The 24,479-nt window shown below is 51.2% G+C and carries 26 protein-coding genes; 16 read left to right on the top strand and 10 right to left on the bottom strand.

Features of this window, described 5'->3' with window-relative positions; translation table 11 throughout:
- Window positions 1-179 precede the first annotated feature (179 nt).
- Window positions 180-413, bottom strand: coding sequence for a putative cation transport regulator ChaB (chaB, locus tag PSSD_RS21105; RefSeq protein WP_058973576.1), 234 nt, complete (start codon window positions 411-413; stop codon window positions 180-182).
- Between the two features lie 464 nt (window positions 414-877).
- Here chaB and PSSD_RS21100 point away from each other — a divergent pair, with 464 nt between their 5' ends.
- Complete coding sequence (locus tag PSSD_RS21100; protein ID WP_058973575.1) at window positions 878-1,765, top strand: SDR family oxidoreductase; 888 nt, start codon at window positions 878-880, stop codon at window positions 1,763-1,765.
- Between the two features lie 64 nt (window positions 1,766-1,829).
- Here the strand turns inward: PSSD_RS21100 and proP are convergent, their stop codons facing one another.
- Window positions 1,830-3,338 carry a glycine betaine/L-proline transporter ProP gene (gene proP / locus PSSD_RS21095; protein WP_058973574.1) on the bottom strand — a complete coding sequence of 503 codons (1,509 nt, stop codon included), beginning with the start codon at window positions 3,336-3,338 and terminating at the stop codon, window positions 1,830-1,832.
- Window positions 3,339-3,619: 281 nt separating this feature from the next.
- Between proP and PSSD_RS21090 the strand changes: the two genes are divergently transcribed.
- The 5 genes from PSSD_RS21090 to PSSD_RS21070 all read left to right on the top strand — a co-directional run bounded on the left by PSSD_RS21090 (window position 3,620) and on the right by PSSD_RS21070 (window position 5,860).
- Window positions 3,620-4,021, top strand: a complete 402-nt coding sequence (locus tag PSSD_RS21090) for a hypothetical protein (RefSeq protein WP_153011479.1) — start codon at window positions 3,620-3,622, stop codon at window positions 4,019-4,021.
- A 366-nt stretch (window positions 4,022-4,387) separates the two neighbouring features.
- Complete coding sequence (locus tag PSSD_RS21085; RefSeq protein WP_058973572.1) at window positions 4,388-4,663, top strand: hypothetical protein; 276 nt, start codon at window positions 4,388-4,390, stop codon at window positions 4,661-4,663.
- Window positions 4,664-4,860: 197 nt separating this feature from the next.
- Window positions 4,861-5,106, top strand: coding sequence for a regulatory protein YcgZ (gene ycgZ / locus PSSD_RS21080; protein ID WP_058973571.1), 246 nt, complete (start codon window positions 4,861-4,863; stop codon window positions 5,104-5,106).
- A 151-nt stretch (window positions 5,107-5,257) separates the two neighbouring features.
- A complete protein-coding gene (locus PSSD_RS21075; protein WP_058973570.1) occupies window positions 5,258-5,548 on the top strand; it encodes a hypothetical protein in 291 nt (96 codons plus the stop codon).
- Between the two features lie 45 nt (window positions 5,549-5,593).
- Window positions 5,594-5,860 (top strand): biofilm development regulator YmgB/AriR family protein, encoded by a 267-nt coding sequence (locus tag PSSD_RS21070; RefSeq protein WP_058973569.1) that lies wholly within the window; start codon window positions 5,594-5,596, stop codon window positions 5,858-5,860.
- 19 nt (window positions 5,861-5,879) lie between these two features.
- On the opposite strand, the gene PSSD_RS21065 is transcribed toward PSSD_RS21070, so the two are convergent.
- Complete coding sequence (locus tag PSSD_RS21065; protein WP_058973568.1) at window positions 5,880-6,173, bottom strand: hypothetical protein; 294 nt, start codon at window positions 6,171-6,173, stop codon at window positions 5,880-5,882.
- Between the two features lie 205 nt (window positions 6,174-6,378).
- Here PSSD_RS21065 and PSSD_RS21060 point away from each other — a divergent pair, with 205 nt between their 5' ends.
- The 5 genes from PSSD_RS21060 (at window position 6,379) to PSSD_RS21040 (ending at window position 9,899) form a co-directional block, all read left to right on the top strand.
- On the top strand, window positions 6,379-7,575 hold the full coding sequence (locus PSSD_RS21060; RefSeq protein ID WP_058973567.1) for a diguanylate phosphodiesterase: 1,197 nt from the start codon (window positions 6,379-6,381) through the stop codon (window positions 7,573-7,575).
- A 158-nt stretch (window positions 7,576-7,733) separates the two neighbouring features.
- The gene (locus tag PSSD_RS21055) at window positions 7,734-7,958 is read left to right on the top strand and encodes a hypothetical protein (RefSeq protein WP_039332815.1); all 225 of its coding nucleotides are present in this window, start codon (window positions 7,734-7,736) and stop codon (window positions 7,956-7,958) included.
- A 138-nt stretch (window positions 7,959-8,096) separates the two neighbouring features.
- Window positions 8,097-8,657, top strand: coding sequence for a fasciclin domain-containing protein (locus PSSD_RS21050; RefSeq protein ID WP_039332818.1), 561 nt, complete (start codon window positions 8,097-8,099; stop codon window positions 8,655-8,657).
- Window positions 8,658-8,700: 43 nt separating this feature from the next.
- Window positions 8,701-9,255 (top strand): RNA polymerase sigma factor, encoded by a 555-nt coding sequence (locus tag PSSD_RS21045; protein WP_058973566.1) that lies wholly within the window; start codon window positions 8,701-8,703, stop codon window positions 9,253-9,255.
- Window positions 9,252-9,899, top strand: coding sequence for an anti-sigma factor (locus PSSD_RS21040; protein ID WP_058973565.1), 648 nt, complete (start codon window positions 9,252-9,254; stop codon window positions 9,897-9,899). The genes PSSD_RS21045 and PSSD_RS21040 overlap by 4 nt, the downstream gene beginning before the upstream one ends.
- 5 nt (window positions 9,900-9,904) lie before the next feature.
- On the opposite strand, the gene PSSD_RS21035 is transcribed toward PSSD_RS21040, so the two are convergent.
- The 4 genes from PSSD_RS21035 to PSSD_RS21020 all read right to left on the bottom strand — a co-directional run bounded on the left by PSSD_RS21035 (window position 9,905) and on the right by PSSD_RS21020 (window position 13,673).
- A complete protein-coding gene (locus PSSD_RS21035) occupies window positions 9,905-10,600 on the bottom strand; it encodes a helix-turn-helix transcriptional regulator (RefSeq protein WP_058973564.1) in 696 nt (231 codons plus the stop codon).
- A gap of 69 nt (window positions 10,601-10,669) precedes the next feature.
- Window positions 10,670-11,986, bottom strand: coding sequence for an MmgE/PrpD family protein (locus tag PSSD_RS21030; protein WP_058973563.1), 1,317 nt, complete (start codon window positions 11,984-11,986; stop codon window positions 10,670-10,672).
- Entirely contained in the window at window positions 11,983-13,131 is a 1,149-nt protein-coding gene (locus tag PSSD_RS21025) for an amidohydrolase (RefSeq protein ID WP_039332830.1), read from the bottom strand. Before PSSD_RS21025 ends, PSSD_RS21030 begins: the two co-directional genes overlap by 4 nt.
- A complete protein-coding gene (locus tag PSSD_RS21020) occupies window positions 13,128-13,673 on the bottom strand; it encodes a GNAT family N-acetyltransferase (RefSeq protein WP_039332832.1) in 546 nt (181 codons plus the stop codon). The genes PSSD_RS21025 and PSSD_RS21020 overlap by 4 nt, the downstream gene beginning before the upstream one ends.
- 291 nt (window positions 13,674-13,964) lie before the next feature.
- On the opposite strand from PSSD_RS21020, the gene PSSD_RS21015 reads away from it, so the two are divergent.
- The 3 genes from PSSD_RS21015 to PSSD_RS21005 are packed head-to-tail and all read left to right on the top strand — an operon-like array spanning window position 13,965 to window position 17,585.
- Window positions 13,965-15,035: an iron-containing alcohol dehydrogenase family protein gene (locus PSSD_RS21015; RefSeq protein WP_058973562.1), complete on the top strand. Its 1,071-nt coding sequence runs from the start codon at window positions 13,965-13,967 to the stop codon at window positions 15,033-15,035.
- A 34-nt stretch (window positions 15,036-15,069) separates the two neighbouring features.
- Window positions 15,070-16,368, top strand: a complete 1,299-nt coding sequence (locus PSSD_RS21010) for an LLM class flavin-dependent oxidoreductase (protein WP_039332837.1) — start codon at window positions 15,070-15,072, stop codon at window positions 16,366-16,368.
- A 17-nt stretch (window positions 16,369-16,385) separates the two neighbouring features.
- Entirely contained in the window at window positions 16,386-17,585 is a 1,200-nt protein-coding gene (locus PSSD_RS21005; RefSeq protein WP_058973561.1) for an aminotransferase class I/II-fold pyridoxal phosphate-dependent enzyme, read from the top strand.
- 74 nt (window positions 17,586-17,659) lie between these two features.
- Here PSSD_RS21005 and PSSD_RS21000 read toward each other — a convergent pair whose 3' ends face one another.
- The 3 genes from PSSD_RS21000 to PSSD_RS20990 form a co-directional block, all read right to left on the bottom strand.
- Window positions 17,660-18,061, bottom strand: a complete 402-nt coding sequence (locus tag PSSD_RS21000; protein WP_058973560.1) for an H-NS family histone-like protein — start codon at window positions 18,059-18,061, stop codon at window positions 17,660-17,662.
- Between the two features lie 179 nt (window positions 18,062-18,240).
- Window positions 18,241-19,536, bottom strand: a complete 1,296-nt coding sequence (locus tag PSSD_RS20995) for a CitMHS family transporter (protein WP_058973559.1) — start codon at window positions 19,534-19,536, stop codon at window positions 18,241-18,243.
- 310 nt (window positions 19,537-19,846) lie between these two features.
- Window positions 19,847-20,977: an L-dopachrome tautomerase-related protein gene (locus PSSD_RS20990; protein ID WP_058973558.1), complete on the bottom strand. Its 1,131-nt coding sequence runs from the start codon at window positions 20,975-20,977 to the stop codon at window positions 19,847-19,849.
- 136 nt (window positions 20,978-21,113) lie between these two features.
- On the opposite strand from PSSD_RS20990, the gene PSSD_RS20985 reads away from it, so the two are divergent.
- Both PSSD_RS20985 and fhuE read left to right on the top strand, forming a co-directional pair.
- The gene (locus tag PSSD_RS20985; RefSeq protein ID WP_058973557.1) at window positions 21,114-21,992 is read left to right on the top strand and encodes a LysR family transcriptional regulator; all 879 of its coding nucleotides are present in this window, start codon (window positions 21,114-21,116) and stop codon (window positions 21,990-21,992) included.
- Between the two features lie 219 nt (window positions 21,993-22,211).
- The gene (gene fhuE, locus PSSD_RS20980) at window positions 22,212-24,410 is read left to right on the top strand and encodes a ferric-rhodotorulic acid/ferric-coprogen receptor FhuE (protein WP_058973556.1); all 2,199 of its coding nucleotides are present in this window, start codon (window positions 22,212-22,214) and stop codon (window positions 24,408-24,410) included.
- The last annotated feature ends 69 nt before the right edge of the window (window positions 24,411-24,479 follow it).

Raw genomic sequence — 24,479 nt, 5'->3', positions numbered from 1 at the left:
TTGCCTTTCATGATTTGACTTCAATATACTGGTGTAAGATAAAGGCTTTTAATTGAAACTGTTTTATTGACTAAATTATCTCACAGTGAAAAGAGCCAAAGTTTTAATTTCTTCTCTTCCTAATATTTTAGATCAGCAATCACTCTGAATAGAGGGAATGGAAAAAGACATGAGCTTCATCAGGTTGCCTTTTTATGCCATTTATCATCATGGCCCTTCTCATATTTCTGTTTAACGGCTGACCAGGCGACTTTGTGTGAAACTTCCTCATGCGAGCTGTTATCCTTGCGGTCTTTTTTCTCTTTATACTCATCCCACGCACTGTTGAATGCGGCAAGATAAATGTTCTGTGCATGTGCAGGGAGAACATTTTTTACACTTTCAGGTAATTCATGACGAGTTTGATAGAGCATAGGTAATCCTCTTTTTGATTTCAAACTATATCATGGTTCAAATTTGAACATTAGCAATGCAAGGTTTAATGTCTATTCAATTCATATGGTTAGTGTTGTTTCTTTATGGTGTCGATGCTATTGCTCAATGTGAAAACTTCTCTGTTAATTATTCAAGATAGATAATGCATTGCAAGAGGGTAACAATCTGGTTCTGTTAATAAAATAATCAGAGGTGAGCAGAAAAAATGTTCAAGTTACTAAGCCTGCTTGAAAATGAACTACTCAACTCGAGAGGGCTGCAATAAATGATAAGCGAGGCGTAAATAGTGCTTTAACTATTACTGAAATTGTCAAATTTAAGCCAAGCGCGACGATGTCATTAAGCGACTATGTCATCAAGCAGTGGCCCTTTCATTATTGTCAAAATTTACTAACCTTGAGATTAGCCAATTAATTAATGCTGATGTAAAAGAGGTTTTTTGATGACAAACGAAGCGGTTAATAATCTTACAGACTTCCCGGTTCCTCCCTTTAAAAAGCAGCCACAATCCTCTCCTGGTCTGGCATCAAAAATGAACCCTGTACCGGATCATGGTGAAACCAGTTACACCGGTCATGGTAGGCTTTCAGGTAAAAAGGCACTTATAACGGGTGGTGATTCAGGTATCGGTCGGGCCGCAGCGATAGCCTTTGCCAGAGAGGGAGCCGATGTTGCCATAGGATATCTTCCTGAAGAGGAGAGTGACGCACAGGAAGTCATCGAATTGATCCAGAAAGAAGGCAGAAAAGCCATTGCCTTACCCGGTGATATCAGGAGTGAAGAATTTTGCACTGAGCTGGTTGAAAGAGCGGTCGTCGAACTTGGGGGATTGGATGTTTTGGTGAATAACGCGGGCCGACAGCAATACTGCTCATCCATTCGCGACCTGACAACAGAGGCTTTTGACGCTACTTTCAAAACCAATGTTTATGCCCTGTTCTGGATTACCAAAGCGGCGTTAAGGCATCTGTCGAAAGGGGCCAGTATCATCAACACCTCATCAGTGCAGGCCTATGATCCCAGTGACATTCTCCTCGATTATGCTCAGACAAAAGCCTGTATAGCAGCCTTCACTAAATCCCTTGCTAAACAGTTGGGCCCTGAAGGTATTCGTGTTAACGCCGTGGCCCCCGGTCCTTACTGGACACCGTTACAACCATCTGGTGGTCAGCCTCAGGAAAAACTCACTCAGTTTGGCGGAAAAGCCCCGCTCGGTCGTCCCGGTCAGCCTGTAGAGATTGCCCCTCTGTATGTCTTACTGGCATCAGATGAAACGCCATTTACTTCTGGTCAGGTCTGGTGCTCCGACGGCGGGACGGGCACCCTCTGAACCTGAAGACATACTTAATCCTCATCCGCGGCAAAACCCGCCATCCTCAGATGGCGGGCACAAGTTACTGGGTAATTTCAGGATGCTGATCAACTAAATTGCGGCGTTTTTTCTTCAGTTCCTCAATCCTTTCATCCAGGTCTTCGATGCGTTGCTCAATACCATCGTGATGTTCCTGAAGTAACTCTTTAGCCTCTTCAAGTGATGAGGCCGCAGGGGTATCGCCATAGAGAGGTTTGTTCGCCGTTTCTCTTACAGTGAAGCCGGTGACAACCCCAATTGCCCCTACAACCATCAGATACCACGCAGGCATATAAAGGTTACCGGTTTCTTCAACCAGCCACGCAGTCAGAGTAGGCGTTACGCCCGCGACCAAAATCGAGATGTTATAGGTACTTGCCAGTGCACTGTAACGTACCTCTGTCGGGAACAACGCCGGCAGCGTTGCAGCCATCACACCAATAAGACAGTTCAGTATCACAGCCTGTATAAACAGACCAAAAAAGAGCGCAACGACACTGTGATGGGTGATCAGCATGAATGATGGAATGGACAAAATAACCATGGCCACACTACCAATGATGATAAATGGACGCCGTCCAAACTTATCACTCAGCAATCCCATGATGGGTTGTACAAACAGCATTGCCAGCATGATCACGACAATGATCAACACGCCACGGTCTTCAGAGTAATGCAAGTTGTGTGTCAGATAGCTTGGTACGTAAGTTAACAGCATGTAGTAAGCGACATTAGTGGTGATCACGATACCAATGCAGGAGATAAGATTACGCCAGTGCTTTCGGGCAACTTCTTTGAAGGGAACTGAAGGCCCCTCGCTCAGACCCTGTTTAGAACCCTGTTCAAGTGAATCGACGTGCTTCTGAAATGCTGGCGTTTCTTCAAGCGCATGGCGCAGATAAAGTCCAATCAGCCCCAGTGGCAACGCCATAAAGAAGGGGATACGCCAGCCCCAGTCATTAAACTTTTCCTGGCCGAGTATGGTGGTAAGCAGCACAACGACACCCGCTCCACAGACAAATCCCACCAGCGAGCCGAAATCAAGCCAGCTGCCTAAAAAACCACGCTTACGGTCGGGGGAATATTCTGCGACAAAGATTGAAGCGCCGGTGTATTCCCCTCCGACTGAAAATCCCTGGACCATTTTTGCAATCAGCAGCAGAACAGGCGCCCAGAAGCCAATGGAGGCATAGGAAGGTATGAGTCCGATGCTGAAAGTGCTGAAAGTCATCAGTATGATGGTAATAGCCAGAATTTTCTGTCGGCCGTATTTATCACCCAGCACGCCAAAAAACATACCACCCAGCGGTCGGATGATGAACGGAACAGAAAACGTCCCTAGAGCCGCAATGATCTGAATACCCGGTGAGGCATCAGGGAAAAAGACTTTCCCTAAAACAGCAGCGACATAGCCGTAGACGCCGAAATCAAACCATTCCATGGCATTACCCAAGGCGGCAGCGGTAATCGCTTTTTTCAGACGGCCATCATCTATAATTGTCACGTCCTTAAGACGCATCGGTTTTACCTTTTTTCTTCTGATACTAAGCATTTTCCTTCCCTTAAAATTCAATGCGTTACTGCAGATCTCTGATTATAGATTAAACGATTCAACTTCATAAATTCGAAACATGAATGATTGAACCACCTACATCATAGACATAAATTTACAATCTGCCGGGTTAGGTCAGTTGAGCGCCTTGATTATTTGATAGATTTTGAGCTCTTACAGATTAAGTCGGAAAAGGGGGTATCAGATGGGGATGATGGCTGCCTGAAAATTCAGCATCTGTTGGTGTTATGTATAACTTGCCACAGGGAAGTAAGTCTCTGGTGGCTAGCGGTCTGCAATGTCGTCAGATCATTAAATTAGCCCGCCGGTTTCCAGACAGGAAGTTATTTCAGGCTTTGGCTTTCTTTTTTAAAAATAGCAACTACAACTATTATTCAAAAATAATATTTGTTGAGGTGTGTTTGAGCAAACTGGAATTAGACGTTGAGATTATTGCGGTTAAGTTGAGAAAACTTGCTGCTTTTCACCAATCGGGAATGAGCCTTGCTGAAGTAAAATTGCAGGTTGATGCAACTATTCAACAAATGAAAGAAACCTTGGGTAAAGACAAAACACAGCAGGCAATCAAATGGACTGAGTTGCTTAATGCACTTGAAAAGTTCAACAGAAACACAGCCCATCCGATGTGGATGGCGGTAATTAAGCATGCAAAATTCCGTTAAAAAGTCGTATTCAAACTGCTGTCTACTGCAGGAAACACTTCAAAGGCAATGCGTATTAATTAGAATCAGTTGATACAACCTGCTAGTCGCCTTGTTCTTCATATTTTAAAAACTAATGAAATTGGATGCCGTTCCCAAGAAGGAGGGAACGGTGTCAACATATCTTTCATCACATTCTTCGGAATTGTCTAGGTATACAAGGTAGCCATCCAAATTAAATTGAGCTGTGATTTAGATTAACCGATTGATTAAATTCATAAAAATACCTACATATGCTCAATTAAGATATGTTTTAGCAAAGGATTGAATGCGCTAGAATGAATCCTGAGGACAAAGCGCAAGCTCATATCTTCAGGAGAGGTCAAAATGGAAAGCACAGAAAAAATTATTGGTGAAGCGGCATATCGGATTCTGCTACGTCAGGAAAAAGTCACCGTTGCGAAGTTGCAGTTAGAATTGAAGAACATGGCCTCGGAAGAGGAGTCAGCCCTTCGCCAGACTACCATCACCCATGCAATGGCGTGGCTACAGAATTACGGCCAACCGTCATCTGCTGAGCAACCGTCTCACTCCCCCTTACGCGGACTTCATTCAGATGACTTTGCCATTCGAGTAAGTCATCGAGATCGCGGTAAAAAGTAATATTTCAGATGCACTTAAATGTGATTTGGCTTATGTCACGAATTGCCATGCAAAACCTATGTTTACTATGTTCAGGAGTGGAAATAGCACTTTTTGCAACAAAAAATGATGCGGTGGTTTTATATTTTTGTACAACTTTACTTAAACTGTACAACTAACCGGGCGGCCTGTCTCACCGTCCATTTGGGGGTAAAATCATGCGTCAGAATGGATACACGCCAAACTCCTCGGAAGCGATTGCTCAGTACTTTTCAAGGGCATCGTTACCGTCTCAACAAGAGACTTTGGGTCAAATTGTTGTTGAAATTCTGCGGGAAGGCCGCAATCTCAACCGTAAATCGCTTTGCACCAAACTCCTGCGCCGCATGGAGCTTTCTGGCAACGCGGAAGAAGAACGCCACTATCATCAGTTGATTGGTCTACTGTTTGAGCGTGAAAGTTAAGAGTCGTATTTGTCCAGGTTGTACAGCTTTTGTCTTACTGATGTTGCATTGGATTTGTACAACTCGTGAATGGTAGATTTCATTATGGTCCTTCGCGAACCTTCAAATTAACGCGCATTTTCTGATAGACATGCAGCAACCAGAGACGAGTATGAACAGAAGTGATTTACAGAAAATAATTGATGAAATCATAGGCGAAGCTACGCTGGCATTGCTCATCAAGGCAGGACCGATCAGTAACATCGCGCTGATCAACAAACTCAAGGTTATGCAAGAACAGGCTGAACAAGATACTCGACGCCAGCATATTGCGCTCGCTATTAAAGAAGTGAACGAATGCATTGCTGCCAATCAGGGTGATAAGAGCAACACCAATGCTGATGATAGCGTGGTTTATCTCTTTCCCGATAACCATGGTGCTGGGAATCAACGTAAGCACTGAACCAAGCTAATCAGGGCAGGCCTTAATCAATAACAGGACAGGATTATGCAAAAGCCTCAAGATATTCTTGCTGCGATACCCGATGAAGAACTTGCCATGCATTTTCGTGAAAACGGCGCGGAACTCAGCGATGAGGCCGCCGTTCTGGGCATGATAATTCCACGTCTACTGGCTACAGAAGGACTCGTCAGCAACAAGTCGATAATATTGAGTCTAATCTCTGCGCTTGAATCCACTAACGATGAAGGCGAACAGGAAATTCTGCGTAAAACGCTTGGAATTGTGGTGGGTTATACGCCGGACGATGCATAATTATATTTCGAGTGTGATGTTAATGCATTAACTCAGAAAGCAGACGGATCATGCCTTCATATCTCACTTTTACTTCGTTATCGATTTCGCTTTCCTTCAATTTCTGCATGGCTTGAGAAAGTGAGTGAAGCTCGAAGGGAATTCCTTCTCTGATAAAATGCCTCACCGTTTCGCCTAACAGAGCAAGCATCTCTTGTGTAATTCTTTCATCATGCCCCACTTGACCTCCAAAATATGTATGCGCATCCAGTTTGGCATATTCTTTAGAATGCCGACACCTGTTTCTGATGTCGTCGCATTTTTCAATAAACATTCCTTCACTTCTATTCTTTAGATACGGCTCCGCTTTGAACGTTAAATTCCATTAGGCATGTTTGTTCTGATTGGGTTATTCGAAAAAATAACATAAACCTCTTTTTTAAAGCGAAGCGTAAAATAAAAGTTTTTCATAATTAGCTATTTTTCGTGTTAACGAAATGCTACGGTGGCGCAAATGTGTCACCCAGCTGGAACAATTCATGCTTACCACGCTTATCTACCGCAGCCATATTTCTGATGATGTCCCCGTTAAAATTCTCCCGGATATGGTCAGCAGGGCCAGCAAGCTGAACGAGACTCAAGATGTCACCGGCATCCTTTTGTTCAATGGCACGCATTTTTTCCAAATTCTCGAAGGGCCAGATGAAGGCGTGCAGTACGTGTATCAGCGGATCTGTTCAGACGTACGGCATCACAATATTGTTGAGCTAATGCAAGATCATGCACCGTATCGCCGATTTGGTAATGCTGGAATGGAACTATTCGATCTGCGTGAGCATGACAAAGATTCGGTATTACAAGCGGTGTTAGACAAGGGAACTTCCCTCTATCAACTGACTTATGACGACCGCGCATTGCAGTTCCTCAGAACCTTTGTTGAGGCCCGAGAGAAAGAAAATTATTTCGAAGTTCCACCTGTAGAACAGTGGGATTTCATCGTTGACGAGTTTGAAGAATACACACCTGTCAACAGCCTGACCAAGGCCAGCGAGCACGGCATCAGTTTCCATCCCATCTTGGATCCTTTTGCCAGAAAAGTGACGTCTATTCAGGCGATTATCAATACAGCATCCGTTGAACGTATCGCGTTAGACCCGATAGAACATCACCGTCTCGACCTCGCGTTAGCCATAAAGGCCATTCGTATTGCTGGCAATACCTTACCTGAGGACATGATGCTGTATGTCAACATCATGCCAATGACGCTGGTAGAAATCCCTGATGCGGTTGAGCAAATCGTGGCAGGAATTGCAGATGCAGAGTTAGTGACGGCGCAAATTTCACTCGCCGTCAGTGAAATGGCGTTAATCTCGCGTCCTGACGCCTTTGTCATGGCAGTCACAAAATTAAAGGCCGCAGGTGTGAGTCTGGCGATTGATCATTTTGGCGCCGGAACGGCTGGCCTATCGCTGCTAACCCGAATACAGCCAGATAAAATCAGAATCGATGCCAGTATCACGCGCAATGTTCACAACAGTGGACCCAAGCAGGCGGTTGTGCAGGCGATCTTACGCTGTTGCTCAGCACTGGAAATATGGGTCATTGCCACGGGTATCGAACGGGCTGAAGAGTGGATGTGGCTGGAAGCGGCTGGGATTATCAACTTTCAGGGTCCTCTTTTTACCTGTGATCTCACCCACAACGTGGCCTGGCCTGAACTTAAGTTTACGGCATAAATTGCTCTGCGCTCCGCGATGACGGGTTGAACGGCACGGACAGGGTGTGAAAGAATCAGTCAAAAGCCTTTTGAGAATTATTGTTCGCACTCTCCGTTATAATCCTGATAATGCACGCAGGATTGAATTTAACTGAACGCTGTAAACGGAGAGATGAAATGGTAAATGATTACTTTGCACCCGCCCCAATGGGCATGACGCCGGAACAGCACAAACGCACAATTGCCGTTGCGGCGGCGTTAGCCGTGGCAAAAGAGTCGGTGAGTGCCTCCACTTCCGCGAGCGGCTCTAAAGCTTCATGGGATTTGCAAGCTGTTGCGAATGAGATCGCCAATCTCGCCGATGCGATTCAGGATGCGCTCGAGCCTGACGAAACCATCTGATCGCTACTATCAGGACGGCCTCTACAGGCCGTCTCTGTTTTTTTAAAAATATTTTCTCCAGACTGCATCCAATTCACCTCCTTCATACGTATATCCCGATGTGAGCAAATTCTTCGCTCCCTACAACGAGGATTTATGATGAAAAAGCTATTAGCAATCACCCTGGTTTCTGGCGCTCTGTTTACCGCTACGGCTTTTGCCGCGATGGATTCCGGTTCTGTGATGGTGGGTGGCGCCGCCATGTTCCCGCAGAAAAACATCATTGAAAATGCCCTCAACTCGAAAGATCACACCACCTTAGTGGCGGCAGTGAAGGCGGCAGGTTTGGTAGAGACACTGGAAGGTAAAGGTCCATTTACCGTGTTTGCACCTACCAATGCGGCTTTCGCTAAGCTGCCTGCCGGTACGGTTGATAATCTTCTCAAACCCGAGAATAAAGCCAAGCTCACCAGCATCCTCACTTATCACGTCGTCGCCGGTAAATACGATATGAAAGCGCTGGAGATGAAAATCAAGCAGGGTGGCGGACATGCCGAACTGAAAACGGTGAACGGCCAACCGCTGTGGATTATGAATAATGGCCCGCACAACATTCAGCTCAAAGATGCACAAGGCAATATGGCCAATATCAGCACCTATGATGTGAACCAGAAAAACGGTGTCATTGATGTGATCGATACCGTTCTGATGCCTAAGTAATTGTCTATACTCGGAATAGCTTTCATCGTCTTCCGGGAAAAATATGGATAAGGATTTAGCAGAACAGCAGGTGAAATTAATGCGGGCGATTGCACAAGGCGATCGCCGCGCATTTGAACAACTGTATCGACTGACCTCGCCCCATCTCTTTGCCATCGCGTTACGCACATTACGCCAGCGTGCCTGGGCGGAAGAGGTGCTGCACGACTGCTTCCTCACCGTGTGGAATCGTGCCGGTACCTATGACGCGACGCTTAGCGCGCCTGTGACGTGGATGACACAAATCGTGCGTAATCGCTGCATCGACTGGCTACGTAGCGGGCAAGCACGCGAGGCAAGAGAGTCACAAGAGTATGATGACCAGCATTTCGCGGAAGAGGGCAGTGAGTCAGAAGCGCAGATTGAGGACGCACAAGCTGCACGGTTACGGCACTGCTTGCAGCATCTCAGCAGTGAGCAACGGCAAAGTGTCACGCTGGCTTATTATCAAGGGATGTCTCACAGCGATATCGCAGCGTGGCTGCAGCAGCCCGTCGGATCAGTAAAAAGTTGGATTCGTCGAGCAATGGAGCATCTTCGGGAGTGCGTGGGCCTATGAATACTCATCAACAGCGGGATGATGCGCTGGCATCAGAATATGTGTTGGGGACGTTACGCGGCAATGCCCGACTGCGCTTCGAAAAACGCCTGCGTGAGGAGCCTGAGCTGGCGGCCTGTGTCGCAAGCTGGCAGACGATGCTGGCAGGTCTAGACAGCCATTTGCGGCCAGAAATCCCGCCCGCGCGCGTCTGGAAAAAAATTGTGCTGGACCTGCCTCAGCAAAAAGGGGCGAGACGGCTCAATCCCTATTTAGGTTGGTTAGTCGCAGCGGGACTGGCGGCCTTCACACTGGTATCAAATTACAGCCAACGTCCTGAAGAGTTTGCCCCGCTGGTGGTGCTTGGCGATGCGCAACAACATGGGCAATGGGTGGTCAGTCGTAGCAGCGATCTTCGCCATCTGAAGTTAACCCCCCTGAAAGCGGTGGCTGTTACTTCCGCCAACAGTTTGCAGTTATGGCTTATTCCTGCGGGTAAACAGCCTGTTTCGCTGGGGTTGCTGGCAGCCAATACACCTACGCAGGTTGAGACCAATAACAGGGCGTTGCCAGTAGGTACCGCGATTGCCATCAGCCTTGAACCGCAAGGCGGCTCTCCCACCGGGCAACCCACGGGGCCAGTGCTGTTCAGTGGGGTGTTGTAAGGATATCAGCGATAATCGGGATAGCGCGCCTGCTGATGATCCTTCCAACGCTTCAACAGTTGATGGCGGGTTCCTGGATACAGCTCGCCGTTCACCTCGATTTCCTCAATGCGATCCACGCGGAAATTACGGAAGTCCTGGCGCAGCTCACACCAGCCACACAATAAACGTACGCGATCAAAATAGCCCAGCACCACCGGCCATAGCGTACGGGTGGAGGTGGCCTCTTTCAGATCTTTATAACGCAGCGTGATCTTGTTGCGTGAGTGTATTGCCTGGCGAATTTCCGGCAGGTGCCGCTCAAACAGCACTTCCCCGCGTGAGGCAACCAGCAGTGATTGATGGTCGATAGTGTGGGTTAAATGCTCTGGCAGCACCGCCTGTATTTTTGCCAGTGCATGTTGCGCGGCGGATTTCAGTTCGGCATCGGTATGACGACTCACCCAGTCGAGACCTAATGCCAGCGCATCAATTTCATGACGGGAAAACATCAGCGGCGGCAAATGGCCGTCGGATTTCAGCAGGTAACCCAGGCCTGCGCTGCCTTCAATCTCTACGCCTTGCTGCTGCAAACAGATAATGTCGCGATACACCGTGCGCACGCTGATGCGGAGTTGATCGGCCAACTGCTGTGCGGTCACCGGATAGCGATGGCAACGCAGCAGTTGCACCAGTTCAAGCAGTCGCTGAGTTTTGGTCATGTCGTTGAAAATCCGAGGTGTTTCCGTCGTGGGGCGGCATTCATGCCGCCCATGGCCCAGCACGTAACATTAAATGTGCAACAACTGGCTGATTGTCACAAGATCCGCTGATGTTTGCAGTGGGATGCTTTGCTGCAACTTTTGCAACTGTTCACCCGTCTCCTGGCTTAACGCCAGACGCAGTTTACCCGCAACATCCACGCCGTCTGCCAGTGACTGCTGGCGCGTGCGGCGATGCTGGAGCTGCGTACCATCGCGCAGTGTCAGGGTCAGCAAATGAAAACGCAGTGCAGGGTTGATGGCATCCGGCGGCGCAGAGGCATCGGGGGTGCGACGTACCTTACTGGCCAGCGGCATCACCTCAGGGTTGAGATCGCCTTCGGCGAAATCTTCCAGGCGAAGATCGTTATAGATCAACATCGCTGCAATGACGTATTCCAGACTGAAGCGCGCTTCAATACCGTTGGTTGGCTTGGTGACTGAGGCCGCGATATCGCCGCCAGGTGGGAAAGCAACGCTGATATCGGTAATGTTATCCAGTAATGCCGACAGAGGTTGGCCGCTCTCCAGCCATGACTGGCGCAAAATGCGCGCGGCTTCAGCCGCACTGTGGGTTCCGGCGCAGGTCGGAAAGGGCTTGAACTCCAGACCCGGCACGACAATACGCCACGGGGCTGCCCAGCCAGATACCAGTTTTTCAGGCTGTGCCTGACCGTTGCTGTTGGCAGCGAGAAACGCCTCGATCACCCCATTTTTCTGTCCATCAAAACCAGCCAGCGTCAGCTGTGCGGCGGCAACTGCCCGTTCGGCAGCGAATCCAGCATGCAGCGGTTTCACCGCCGAACCGAACTGCGCTCGCAATCCACTGGCTTGGGTGGCGGCAATGCCCAGCAAGATCGCGGTGGCCGACGCATCCAGTTTCAGCAATCGGGCCAGCGCGGCGGCGGCGGCCAGCGTACCCAAAGTCGCGGTGTTATGATGACCCAACGCATAGTGCTGCTGGCTGATGGCGAGACCTAAGCGCCCCGCGACTTCCACGCCAATCACATAGGCGTCGAGAAAATCATCTAACTCCGCTGCCTGTTGCTGCTGCCAGGCAAACAGCGCGGGCAGAATGACAACGCTGGGATGGCCGCGAAAATCGGCATGAAAATCATCGTAATCCAGGGCATGAGCGGCGTAACCGAGTAGCAGTGCCTGCGAGCGCGGGCTGCTGTCCGAATACACCGTGCGCAGGGCGGGCAGGCCGCTATCTGGTACCTGACCTTGCAACACAGGCCAGCTCACGGCGAGGAAATCTTTGATGCCTTGTCGTGCGGCCTCGCGTGAGAGGGTATCCGGTTGACGGTTTACGATGAGTTCCGCCAGCGCGTGAGTGAGACTCATGGCTGCTCCAGACTGTTCAGGGCGGCCACGGCCAGATTCGCCAGATAGCGCGATGTTGGCAGCAGCACCTCATCGTTAATACGAAATGCGGGATGGTGCAGCGCATAGGGCTCACCGGTACCAATCATCATGAAGGCACCCGGTAACTGCTGTTGGTAGAAGGCAAAATCTTCGCCAATTGGGCTGGCCTCTACCACACGTGCTTCAAAGCCACTTGCCGTCGCTTGTTGCAGCGCAAAGTCAGCCCAGTGCGCGTCGTTGACCACTGACGGCGGACCCGCGTGCCAGTTAAATTCCACCTCAGCGGCAAAGGCGGCGCCGATACCCTGCACGATCTCACGAAAACGCTGCTCCAACCGTTCACGGGTTTCCTGTGAGAACGAGCGCACCGTGCCTTCCAGCCAGGCGCTATCGGGAATCACATTCCAGGTGCTACCGCTGTGGATCTGAGTGATCGACACCACTGCGTTATCTCCTGAAGGGGCATTGCGGCTGATCAGGGTTTGGGCCGCAGAGACAATCTGTGCGGCGATCACAATCGGATCGTTGCCCTGATGCGGCTTGGCCGCATGACTGCCCACGCCGGTAATGCGAATATCGAAACGGTCTACGGCTGCGGTGAGCGGGCCAGCTTTGCTGCCAATCACGCCCGGTGGCAGTGAAGGATCGTTATGGATACCAAAGATGGCAACGGCTTCTTTAAGCGCGCCGGTGGCAATCACATCGGGTGCGCCTTGTCCGGTCTCTTCCGCAGCCTGGAACAAAATACGCACCCGCCCCGGTAAGTTCGCCTCTTGCTGTTTAAGGAGGATCGCTGCACCCAGCGCCGCCGAGCTGTGAAAATCGTGACCGCAGGCGTGCATGACACCAGGACGTTCGGAGCGGAAAGTGACGTCAGATTGCTCTTCTATCGGTAGGGCATCGATATCGGAGCGCAGCACCATCAGCGGTCCCTGAGCAGGCCCCACCTCAGCGACTAAGCCGGTTTTAAGTGGCAAGTCCAACACGCGGATCTGATGATTTTCTAACTGCTGGCGGATGCGTGCGGTGGTTTCAAATTCCTGATTAGAGAGTTCAGGAAAACGGTGTAACTCATGGCGGAAAGCAACCAGATGCTCGCCTAAAGCGTTCTCATCAAAACTCATATTTTGCTTCCTTGTTGTGCTGCTTGCCGTGTCATCCACGCATCATGCGCAGTGTCATCCAGCACTTTCTTCATATATTGGGTGATGTGGCCTTTGCCAAGATCCGTGGTGTGCATTAGTTGGAAACCGCGCTTTTTATACATCTCGATCAACCACGGATGGCTGGTGGCGGTCCCGAGGGAAACCGCAGGCGCACGCAGTTTGCCGAGCAGGATCTCCTGTTCAAGGCGTTCTTGTACCTGGCGGCCATATTGCAGACCAGGATAATCAGGATGCGCACCAAACCAGCCGATGTGTGGCAAGCCAAAGGGACCCGGCAGAGGTCCCCACGGGTAGCGTACTGTCACGGAAGAGACCATGATGTTATCTGCATAGAGTGCATAAACGCCGTGCGTTTGCAGATGACGCAACGTCTTTTCGCGATCGGCGGTGGCGGCATCGAATTTGATGCCAAGCGCCAGCGTGGATGCGTAGGCGGCATGCATCAAAGCCTGATAGACATCCACTTCGTCTTCTCTGACCTGACGAAATTCAAGTGACATAAGTTCCCCGAAAACCGCTCGATGGCGGAAATGTTGGCAGCGGCGCAGTAGAGGGCGCCATGGCACAATGCGTAAGTCGCCCAGATTATCAGTAATGTCCGTCGCTGCTATATGTGAAAAATAGCTAAGCTAATGCGAATTTGTGAAATTGAAATGGCGGCTTTTTCATTGCTTAAATCGTTATTTACCGTAGTATGCATAAATTACATAGCGCTATAACTATTTCGCATTAACCTCATGAAATAAAATAACTTTTCTCGTTATAGCCTTATTCTTAATCAGGGTGACAACGTGTTAGCGATCAAATCTCCGCGTGCTTATGCACATGAAGCCGGCCTGCGTTCGCGTGCCGGTGAATTTATCAAACCTTACGCCACACACATCCGTATTTTCACCTCCCCCCGTGCCTGGCAAGCTGTTAATCCAGAATTAAGCCAGAGCTTAGAGGCCAACGGTATTCGTTGGGAGTTGGAATATCTGCACGGTGAATGCACCGACGCGGCGATTGAAACGCTGAAACATAACATTGAGCAACAGCAAGCAGAACTGTTGTTTGCTGTAGGCGGCGGGCGTGTACTGGATGCGGCTAAAGCCGTCGGCAGCCAGATGGCTGATCTGAAAGTGATCAACTTCGCCACCCTGGCGGCGACCTGCGCGGCATGGTCGCCGGTTGCCATCATCTATAACGAGCAGGGCGGTCATCTGCGCAGCCAGCCGCTGGGCAAAATGCCCGAGCTGGTGCTGGTGGACACTGAAATCATTGCGCGCAGCGACGTGCGCTATCTCAAGGCCGGTATTGTGGATGCGCTGGCGAAGTACTATGAATTCTATCCTTATCTGCGCAACAACCCGCACGATTTGGCGCTCGATCTTAAAGTGATGACCGCGCAGCGCGCGTTGGACGTTTATCGTCAATTGGGTGCAGCAGCGGTGAGTGCCAACGCACAGCAGCAGGTCACGCCTGAACTGGTGAAAGTCATTGACGCCAACATTGTGTTAGCTGGCCTGGCGAACAGCGTACGCGACCAATTACCCACACCGGGCTTTGCTCACGCGATTCACAATCGGCTTACCCATCTGCCAGAGCTGCATCACTGGCTGCACGGCGAGAAAGTCGGCTTCAGCTTGCTGGTGCAGTCGCTGATTGAGCATAACGGCGAGCCAGACGCAGAGTTACTGGCGCTGCTGCGTCAGTACGACATGCCTTTGACACTGGCCCCGTTGACGGGCGATCGCGCAGCGGTCATTCGTCAACTCGCAGAACACATTAAATTCCCAGCGGCCAGTGCTGAACGTTTGCCGTTCCGCATTCATGCGGACGCGCTGGAACAGGCGCTGCTGGCGACTGAGAACAATTTCTGACCTTTTACCCTTTTTATTGACCAGGACAAATTTAATGGCTACTGCAAATTCACCACGCATCCGCTTGGGCCTCTTCGTGCAACCGGTTGGACAACATGTCAGCGGCTGGCGTCTGACGGAAAAACTCGGCGACCCAACCGATATCGACTGGCTGATCACCATCGCCAAGAAAGCCGAAGCGGGTAAGTTTGATCTGTTCTTTGTCGGCGATGCGCTGGCGACCAGCATGTACCGTTTGCCATCGACCATGGCGCGCCTTGAGCCGCTGACGATGCTGTCGGCACTGGCGGTAAACACCAAACGTATCGGTCTGGCGGCGACGGCTTCCACCACCTTTAGCGACCCGTTCACCATGGCGCGCAGCTTCTCGTCGCTGGATCACATCAGCCGTGGTCGCGCCGCCTGGAACGTCGTTACCTCTTTCTCAACCGACGTGGCGCGCAACTTCAGCCGTAACGATATGCCGAACCATGCGGAGCGCTATGCGCGTGCGCGTGAATTCCTGGAAGTGACCAACAAGCTGTGGGCGGGTTGGGAGGCGGGAGCCGTTCAGCCTAATAAAGAAACTGGCAGCTACTTCGTCGATGACAAAATCCAGCCGATCAACCATGAAGGTGAACACTTCCAGGTGCAGGGCCCGCTGAACATTACCCGTTCACCGCAGGGACGCCCGGTGATCATTGAAGCGGGTTCATCAGCAGATGGTCAAAAACTGGCGGCAGAAACCGCAGAGGTGATTTTCACCGCAGCGGCCAGCCTGGAAGAGGCTCAAACCTTCTATCGCTCACAGAAAGATCAGGTGATTGCGGCAGGTCGTAATCCCGACCACGTGGTGATCATGCCTGGCGTAATGCCAATCGTGGGCCGCACGCGTGAAGAAGCCAAAGCATTGTGGAAAGAGCTGAACACCCTGGTGGATATCGATAATGGCCTGCGTCAGCTGTCACTGCGGTTCAGCATGGATCTCAGCCAGTATCCGCTGGATGGCCCGGTGCCGGAAGTGCCACTCGGTGAAGGTAATCAGAGCCGAGTGAAGTTAATGACCGATATGGCGAAGCGCGAGAACCTGACGCTGCGTGAGCTGGCGGCAGTGGCGGCGGGTTCACGTGGCCACCGCGTGATCGTCGGCACGGCGGAAGATATCGCGGATGATTTCGAGCTGTGGATGAAAGAGGGCGGCGCAGATGGCTTCAACATCATGCCAGCCATCATGTCAGAGCAGTTGGATCTGTTTGTGGAGTTGGTGATCCCGGAACTGCGCCGTCGTGGCTTGTTCCGTGAAGACTACGAATTCACCACCCTGCGTGAAAACCTGGGTCTGCCAGCCCTGTAAACCCTGAGGAGCTGAACATGGTCACCTTATCAAAGCGTGTACAGTCCGTGTCGCTCTCTGCCAATGCGGCGGCGCGTCAGTTGACGCGTCAGCTCAAAGAGCAGGGCGTGGATATTCTTGATCTCACCACCGGTGAGCCAGATTTTGATACGCCACTGCACATCCGCGAGGCAGCCGTTGCGGCTATGCATGCCGGCGAAACCCGCTACACGCCGACCAATGGCACCACGCCGCTGCGTAAAGCGGTGCAGGCCAAACTGGCACGTGAAAACCAGCTGGATTATGGACTGGGGCAGATATGTATCGCCAACGGCGCCAAACAGATCATTTTTAACGCCTTCGCCGCCACGTTGAATGACGGGGATGAGGTGATTGTGCCGGTGCCGTACTGGCCAACCTTCCCGGACAGCGTGCGCTTCAACGGTGGTGAAGCCGTGTTGCTGGACTGTCCGCTGGAGCAAGCGTACAAACTGCAACCGCAGCAGCTGGCGCAGGCGATCACCGCCAAGACTCGCTGGCTGGTGTTGAACAATCCGGGCAATCCTTCGGGTGCGGTGTACAGCGCCGACGAGCTGACTGCATTGGCGGCGGTGCTGCGCGATCATCCACAGGTATGGATCATGCTGGATGAGCTTTACGAACATATTCTGTTTGATGAGCGCGAGCATGTGAGTTTACTGCAGGTGGCACCGGATTTAGCGGAGCGTATTCTGCTGGTAGGCGGCGTGTCTAAAACCTATGCCATGACCGGCTGGCGCATTGGCTTCGGCGCGGGACCGCAAGCGCTGATTGATGCGATGGTGGTGGTGCAATCGCAGAACAGTTCGGGAGCCAGCGCCATTAGTCAGGCGGCGGCGGTGGCCGCGTTGAACGGTGGGCTGGATTTTCTTCCACCTCAGCGCGCAGCATATCAGGAACGCCGTGACGCGATTATGGCGCAACTGAAGCTGGTGAAAGGCATTGAGGTGCTGAATCCAGAAGGGGCGTTCTTTATCTTCTGTCGCGTTTTAGGGCTGCTGGGCAAAACACGTCCAGATGGTCAGGCGCTATCAAGCGAACAGGATGTGCTGAACTATCTGCTGGAGAGCGGCGTGTCAGGTGTCGCGGGGAGTGCGTACGGCTTGTCACCTTACTTCCGTTTGTCGATTGCCACAGACATCGATAGCGTACGAGAAGCGGGCAGACGTATTGCTGCGGCGTGCGCAGCGTTGAAATAAGGTTCATTGAGTGGTCGCCATAACTGGCGACCCTACAGGTCACGTAGGGTGCGCATTCATGCGCACCGTTACGCTTAAATCAAGAAATCATCCATTGAACCACCGGCATCCAGCGCCGATTTAATCGGCGAAGGTGTGCGGCCTTGGCCGGTCCAGAACTTCTCATTACCGTCTTCGTCGATAAATTTATATTTGGCTGGGCGCGGTGCACGTTTGGTCTTGGGTTTGCTTTCAGACGGGGTTAATGACGCCAGTTCACTAATATCAATACCATCGTTCAGCAGCATCTCTTTATACAGTGCCAGTTTTTCTTCTTTCTCGCGCTGCGCGGCATTATCCGCTGCTGCTTCTTCACGGCGTTCAGCAACCACCACGGCGAACTTTTCCAGCATTTCGTCTAAAACCGCAATCTCAATATCACGTGCCTGCGCACGCAGCGTACGAAGATTGTTCAATGCTTTGAGTGCATCGCTCATGAATAAACCCTTATTACTTATATACAGAAAATGAAAGGGCGCATTCTACGGTATTTTATTGCAAATGAAAATATTGCTACCCAGACAGAATTATCCGGAAAGCCTCTGCGTGTGCAATTATTGAATACACGCAGACGCTATCCCGTCTTATTTATCTGTGCGAATTGGCTATTGATATTCTACAGGCTGCGATAGAACGGAAAACAACCGGTCAGTAGCGCGACAAACAATAATACCAGTGAGGTAATAAATGACCAGCGCAGGGTGAATCGCTGTGTCTGGGCATAATCGAGCTTCAGCATGCCGACTAATAAATAGGTCGATGCAACTAAAGGACTGAGAATATGCACCGGCTGACCCACCAGCGCAGCACGCGCCATTTCAATCGGCTCGATACCATAATGGCTGGCGGCCTGGACCAATACCGGTAGCATGCCGAAATAGAACACATCATTAGATACCATCCAGGTGACCGGAATGCTGATCAAAGCGGTGATCACCGCCAGATAAGGGCCGAGTGCGGCAGGGATGGTGTGAACTATCGCTTGTGCCAGCGCGTTTGCCATGCCTGTCTCGGCAAAGATACCGGTAAACACCGCAGCGGCAAAAATTAACCCTGCTACCGCGAGAATGGCGGGCGCATGGCATCCAATCTGCTCCTGCTGTTGGCTTAATTGTGGATAGTTGACGATGAACATGATGGCGGTTGCCAGCATAAACAGATACGCCATCGGCATCACATCCAGCACCAGGAAGGTCATTAACACCACAGTCAGCGCCCAGTTAAACCAGAACCGCCAGGCAACACGCGGCTTCTCCTCGAATTGCAGGGCAGCGACGGCCTCGGGGATGTGCTGCTGAAAGCCCAGCCGTTTACGCTCATGACGGCCAAGCATCCAGGCAAGAATAAAGGTCCAGGCCACGCAGGCGAGCAACGGGACTAACAGCGGGACAAACAGCGTGGCGACATCCGCCTGAACCGCAGCGGCAGCACGCGCCGTGGGGCCGCCCCACGGGAACATATTGCCTAAGCCGGTGCATTGTAATAGCAACGCGGCCACGCTGAGTTTCGATAAACCAATACGTTCATATATCGGCATAAATGCCGAGAGCACAATCATATAAACCGTGGCACCATCACCATCGAGCGCGACGATAAAACCTAATAATGCGGTGCCGATAAATATCTTAACGGGGTCGCCATCCACCGTGGAAACGATGCGTTTAATGATTGGATCAAACATGCCGGCATCGGTCACGCTCATAAAATAGAGCATGGCAAATATCAGCATCACGCCGGTTGGGGCTACGGTGCGCAATCCTTTGATCACCATTGCGCCCATATCTGCGCCATGGCCAGATAACAGCGCAAATATTGTCGGGATAATGATTAAGGCCGTGAGCGCGGAAAGTTTTTTGCTCATTAATAAGCCAATAAAGCAGATTATCATAAGTAGACTGATGATCAGCAGCATGACGGTGTTTCCTGTCCAGAGGGATATTGCACATTTGTGGGTAGCAAATGCGATGTGTTCGGAATAAATAAAAAACAGCCAATGATTATTTATTGTTCAAATTAACCTTCTGCGACCTCGTCAATCTGGCGATATTATCCAGTGTTTTTTTCAGGGGTCACAAGGTCGGTATTACGCGAAATATGTGCGTAACCTCTTAGTTTTAAAAAATTTTAAATGTCGTACGGTGATGATTAATGTCGGTGTTATTTCCCTCTCTGTAATATTAAGTGAAGTGAGTAATATCCCGGCACCCGGTGCCGGGGTGCCATTATTGATGGTCACGCGGTGAAGGCGCGATCGGTAATGCCAGGCGGTAAAGCTTCACCGGATACTCAACCGTCGAAGGTTTGCCGCCGGTGGTCGCAGGCGTGCGATTAATTTGCCCGGATGGCATCCAGAGCGCGCCTTTAGACACCCACATCGCATCAATCCATACCAGACGCGGGTCCTGCACCACGGTCGTCACCTCGCCATTAGGCGCGATGCGCTTGATGCTGCGCGTATTAATGTCAGAAGCGTAGATATTGCCGTCGGCATCAATCGCTGTGCCGCCGGTGCTCCAGGTGTCACGCACTTTTTCCGCATGCTTAGCCACCTCGGCGGCGGTGAGCGCGCTGTCATTCAGGTAGCGGGTTTCGATGCGCGCCAGTGGGCCGGGAATGGCCTGGTAGTAAAGCCATTTGCCATCCGGTGAGACTTCTAGCTGGTCGAGACCGACGCGTTTTTCACGTCCATCGCGCAGAATAAGCTTTTTGCCGTCGGCGTATATCGGTTGGTGGTCAATCGAGAGGGGGTGATTGTCCAGTACGCGCCAACTTTTGCCGCTTTTCAGATTCAGCACCACTAAACCCACTGCGCCAGGATCGGTGATGTAAGCGAAATCGCCGTTAAAGCGCACGTCGTCCAGATAGCTGGTTGGCTGCAAAGTCGGGGCTTTAAACACATAGCTGCCTACCACTTTGCCGCTTGCCAGATTGATACGCACCAACTTGGCGCCACCCGCCACAGCCTGATCGCCCGTGCCAATGCCCTTGTTGCCGGAATCCATTACCCACAGATCGCCATCGGGACCGATTCGCAGCGCATTGACATGGTAGAAATGATGCTCGGGATCTTTGGCGTCCCACTGATTCCAGGCCGCATCGGGGAAGGCTTTTAACTGGTTGTTCACCACCTCCGCTAACTGTAAGCCGGCACCTTCCGATTGCGTCAGCGAAGCGAACAGGCGGTTATCGTGACTGACGGTGATGCCGTTCCACACGCGAGGTGAGGTGGCAACTTGCTCCAGGCGGCTGTCCTGTTGTGTAGGCAGCTGCACCGGTAGGCTATCTTGCGCTATCACTTGTGCGCTGGTGGTCAGTGCAATAGCCGCTGCCAGTGCTTTCAGAGTCTGTTTCATCCTTTTCTCCCTTGTTAAGCGCCACAAGGTGACGCAAACAGCGTGTTGCGCTGTTGTTAATGTCTTACCATCCTGGCAGTGTAGAATGATAAATTATATTCTCTGGTTTTTATCAATCGATTCCTGGTGGGAATGAATGGAACTAAAAGATCTGCACTACTTGCTGGCAGTGAAAGAGACGCAACATTTAGGGAAAGCGGCGCAATCCCTTGGCATTACTCAGCCTGCGCTGACCAAATGCCTGCAACGGCTGGAGAAGTTTTACGCCACGCGTCTGATTCTCAAGGTCGGGCGGGGGATGCAACTCACCGAGGCGGGACTGTTACTTTGTGAACGTGCTCAAAAAGTCGTGCACATGATGCAGGTCACTCGTCAGGATTTACAGGCGCTGGGTGCAGGTACCGCCGGGGTGATTCGCTTGGGTGTCGCCGCCACGGCAGCACAGTTTATGTTGCCGGTCCTGAGCAAAGATCTGCTGCACAGAGCGCCCACTGCGCGGCTGGAAGTGACGGTGGGGATGAACGATCTGCTGCAGAAAAAACTACGTGAGAACAAAATCGATCTGATTCTCGGTTTTCTGCCGCAGGGTGACAGTGAATTTATCACTCGCCCGCTGATTGAAGATCCGGTGGTGATTGCCGCCAGTCGGCAGCATCCCCTCGCCAATATCCATCCTACCCCCGAGCAGCTCGATGAATATAACTGGCTTCTCCCATCCGATAATGTGGCGACACGCCAATGGCTGGAGCAGCGTTTGCGCAGTGGCGGCTACGCAGCCCCCAGAGTGCAAATGGAGAGCAACACGCTTTCACCACTGCGTGCCGTATTGGCTGAGACACAACTGTTGAGTTTCCTTTCACGCCGACTGTTACAGGCCGAAAGCGGATTGATTGAGATCCCGCTGCCGCTGGTGATGATGCCGCGTACCTTTGGTTGGCAGTTCCGTTCGTTAAGTGAACTTTCACCGGCCTCCCGTTTGTTAGTCGAGCTGGCAGAAAAACGTTGGCCATGGTGAATCTGTAACAATTTCTTGCAATCGTAATATGAATGCGTATATTTCTCATTTGCTTTCTTAACGGTAACTTTACTGTCGATTTGTCTGCGCCAGGACGGCGCGATCGGGGTATTTCCCGGTTCTGAACTTCCTTTTTCAGCACGTTATTTTTTGGCAGGAGCCAGCAGACGTCAGCAGGTAAGCCGAACAAAAATAACGATAAGTTGATTGAGGAATAGTATGTCTTTCGAAGAAAAGTGCCTCAGGGAATCGGGCCGTGCGCCTAAGCGTGCGCTGCGTGTCTCTCTGCTGGCGATGATGATCGCCTCAGGAATTGCACAAGCGGCAGATAAGACCAACGGTGAGCAAACGCTGACGGTGGATGCCAGCGCCAGCGCGGAAGCGCAACAAGAGCAGGCGGCAAAAGATTACAGCGTACCGGTGACCCGTGCCGGTACCAAAATGGCACTCACCGCGCGTGATATCCCGCAATCGGTCAGCATCATCAGCAAACAACGTATGCAGGACCAGCAGCTGCAATCACTGAATGATGTACTGTCGAATACCACCGGTATCCGTGGCGTCAGCAGCGATATGGATCGTACCAACTACTATTCACGTGGCTTTATCATCGACAACTACATGACCGATGGTATCCCTACCGCGTTCGCCTCTCGCTGGAACCTCGGCGATGCACAAACCGATATGGCGCTGTATGAGCGCGTGGAAGTGGTGCGCGGTGCCACCGGTCTGTTGACCGGGCCGGGTAACCCTTCTGCTGCGATCAATATGGTGCGTAAGCACGCGGACAGCAAAGAGTTCACCGGTAACCTTGAAGCCAGCTATGGCAGCTGGGATAAGCAACGTTATGTTGCCGATCTTTCTGCGCCACTGTCGTCAGAAGGCAACGTGCGTGGCCGTGTGGTTGCCGGTTATGAGAACAAAAATAGCTTTATCGAGCGCTACGGATTTGAAAAGAAATTTATCTACGGCGTGGTTGACGCGGACCTGACCGACAAAACTAAGCTGTCTGTGGGTTATGAGTTCACTCAGGTGGATACTGACTCGCCAATGTGGAGTGGATCTCCTCGTTGGTATACCGACGGTTCGCAAACCCATTTACGTCGTGGCTACAATACCTCGCCAGAATGGGCCTATAACAACAAAGAAAACAAAAAAGTCTTTGTTAATCTGCAACAGAACTTCGATAACGGTTGGAACATCACCCTTAACGGCACCCATAACGAGATGTTCCTCGACAGTAAACAGCTTTACATTGACGGCTACTTCGATAAAACCACGGGGGCAGGTTCATCAGCATACGCAGGATGGCCCGTCATTGGCGGCACCGGTTACAACACGGGTAAACGAAAAGTTGATGCGGTCGATGCCTTTGCCAGTGGCCCTTATGAGTTGTTAGGCCGCCAACATGAGTTGATGGTGGGGGTGAACTATAGCCGTCAGGATAATAAATACTACAGCTCCTGGGCCAATATCTCCCCGGCAGAGTTGGGTAATTTCAATGATTTCAATGGTGACTTCCCAGAAACGAACTGGGGACCACGTGAGCCAGCATCTGATACACAACTGGTGCGCCAGAAGTCAGCCTATGTCGCGACACGCATCTCACTGGCGGACCCCTTGCACGTGATTCTGGGTGCGCGTTACACCAACTGGAATCGTCAAACGCTGTCAGCGGAGATGGAAAAGAACAACACGACTCCTTATGGCGGCGTGATCTGGGACTTCTATGACAACTGGTCTGCTTATGCCAGTTACACCTCGGTGTTCCAGCCACAAGATTACCAGGATGCGTCAGGCGGATTCCTGTCACCGGTTATCGGCAAGAACTACGAAGCCGGGGTCAAATCGGACTGGTTTAACAGCCGTCTGACCACGTCAGTCTCGGTATTCCGTGCAGAACTGGATAATGTGGCCTCCGCAACGGGTGAAACCAACGCGCAAACCGGTAATGCGATTTATGTCGGTAAGAAAGGCGTGGTGAGTCGTGGGGTTGAATTTGAAGTGAACGGCGCGCTGACCGATAACTGGCAGATGACCTTCGGTGGCACCAGCTATGTGGCGGAAGATCGTGATGGTGAGAACTATAACTCTCAGCTGCCACGCACTTCCTTCAACCTGTTTACGAGCTATCGCTTGCCGATGATGGATCAGCTGACGCTGGGCGGCGGGGTTAACTGGCAGTCGAAGACCTATAAAGATCTTGGCGGTCCGGATGGCAATGGCACCTGGCGTGCACGTCAGGGCAGCTATGCGCTGGTGGACTTGTTCGCGCGCTATGACGTGACGAAAAATGTGACGTTACAAGCTAACCTGAATAACCTGTTCGATAAAGAGTATGACGAAAACGTCGGCAACGGCGGCATCGTTTACGGCACGCCGCGTAACTTCTCGGTTACCGCGTCTTATCGTTTCTAATTAAATCAACCAGGTGCGCATCAATGCGCACCCTACATGAATTTCCGCACCTTAAAGCGTACCCCAAGT

Source organism: Type-D symbiont of Plautia stali (genome assembly GCF_001485335.1).
GTDB lineage: Bacteria > Pseudomonadota > Gammaproteobacteria > Enterobacterales > Enterobacteriaceae > Pantoea > Pantoea vagans_C.
The sequence above is the reverse complement of the archived record's forward strand: the minus strand, read 5'-3'. Positions and strand labels throughout refer to the sequence as shown.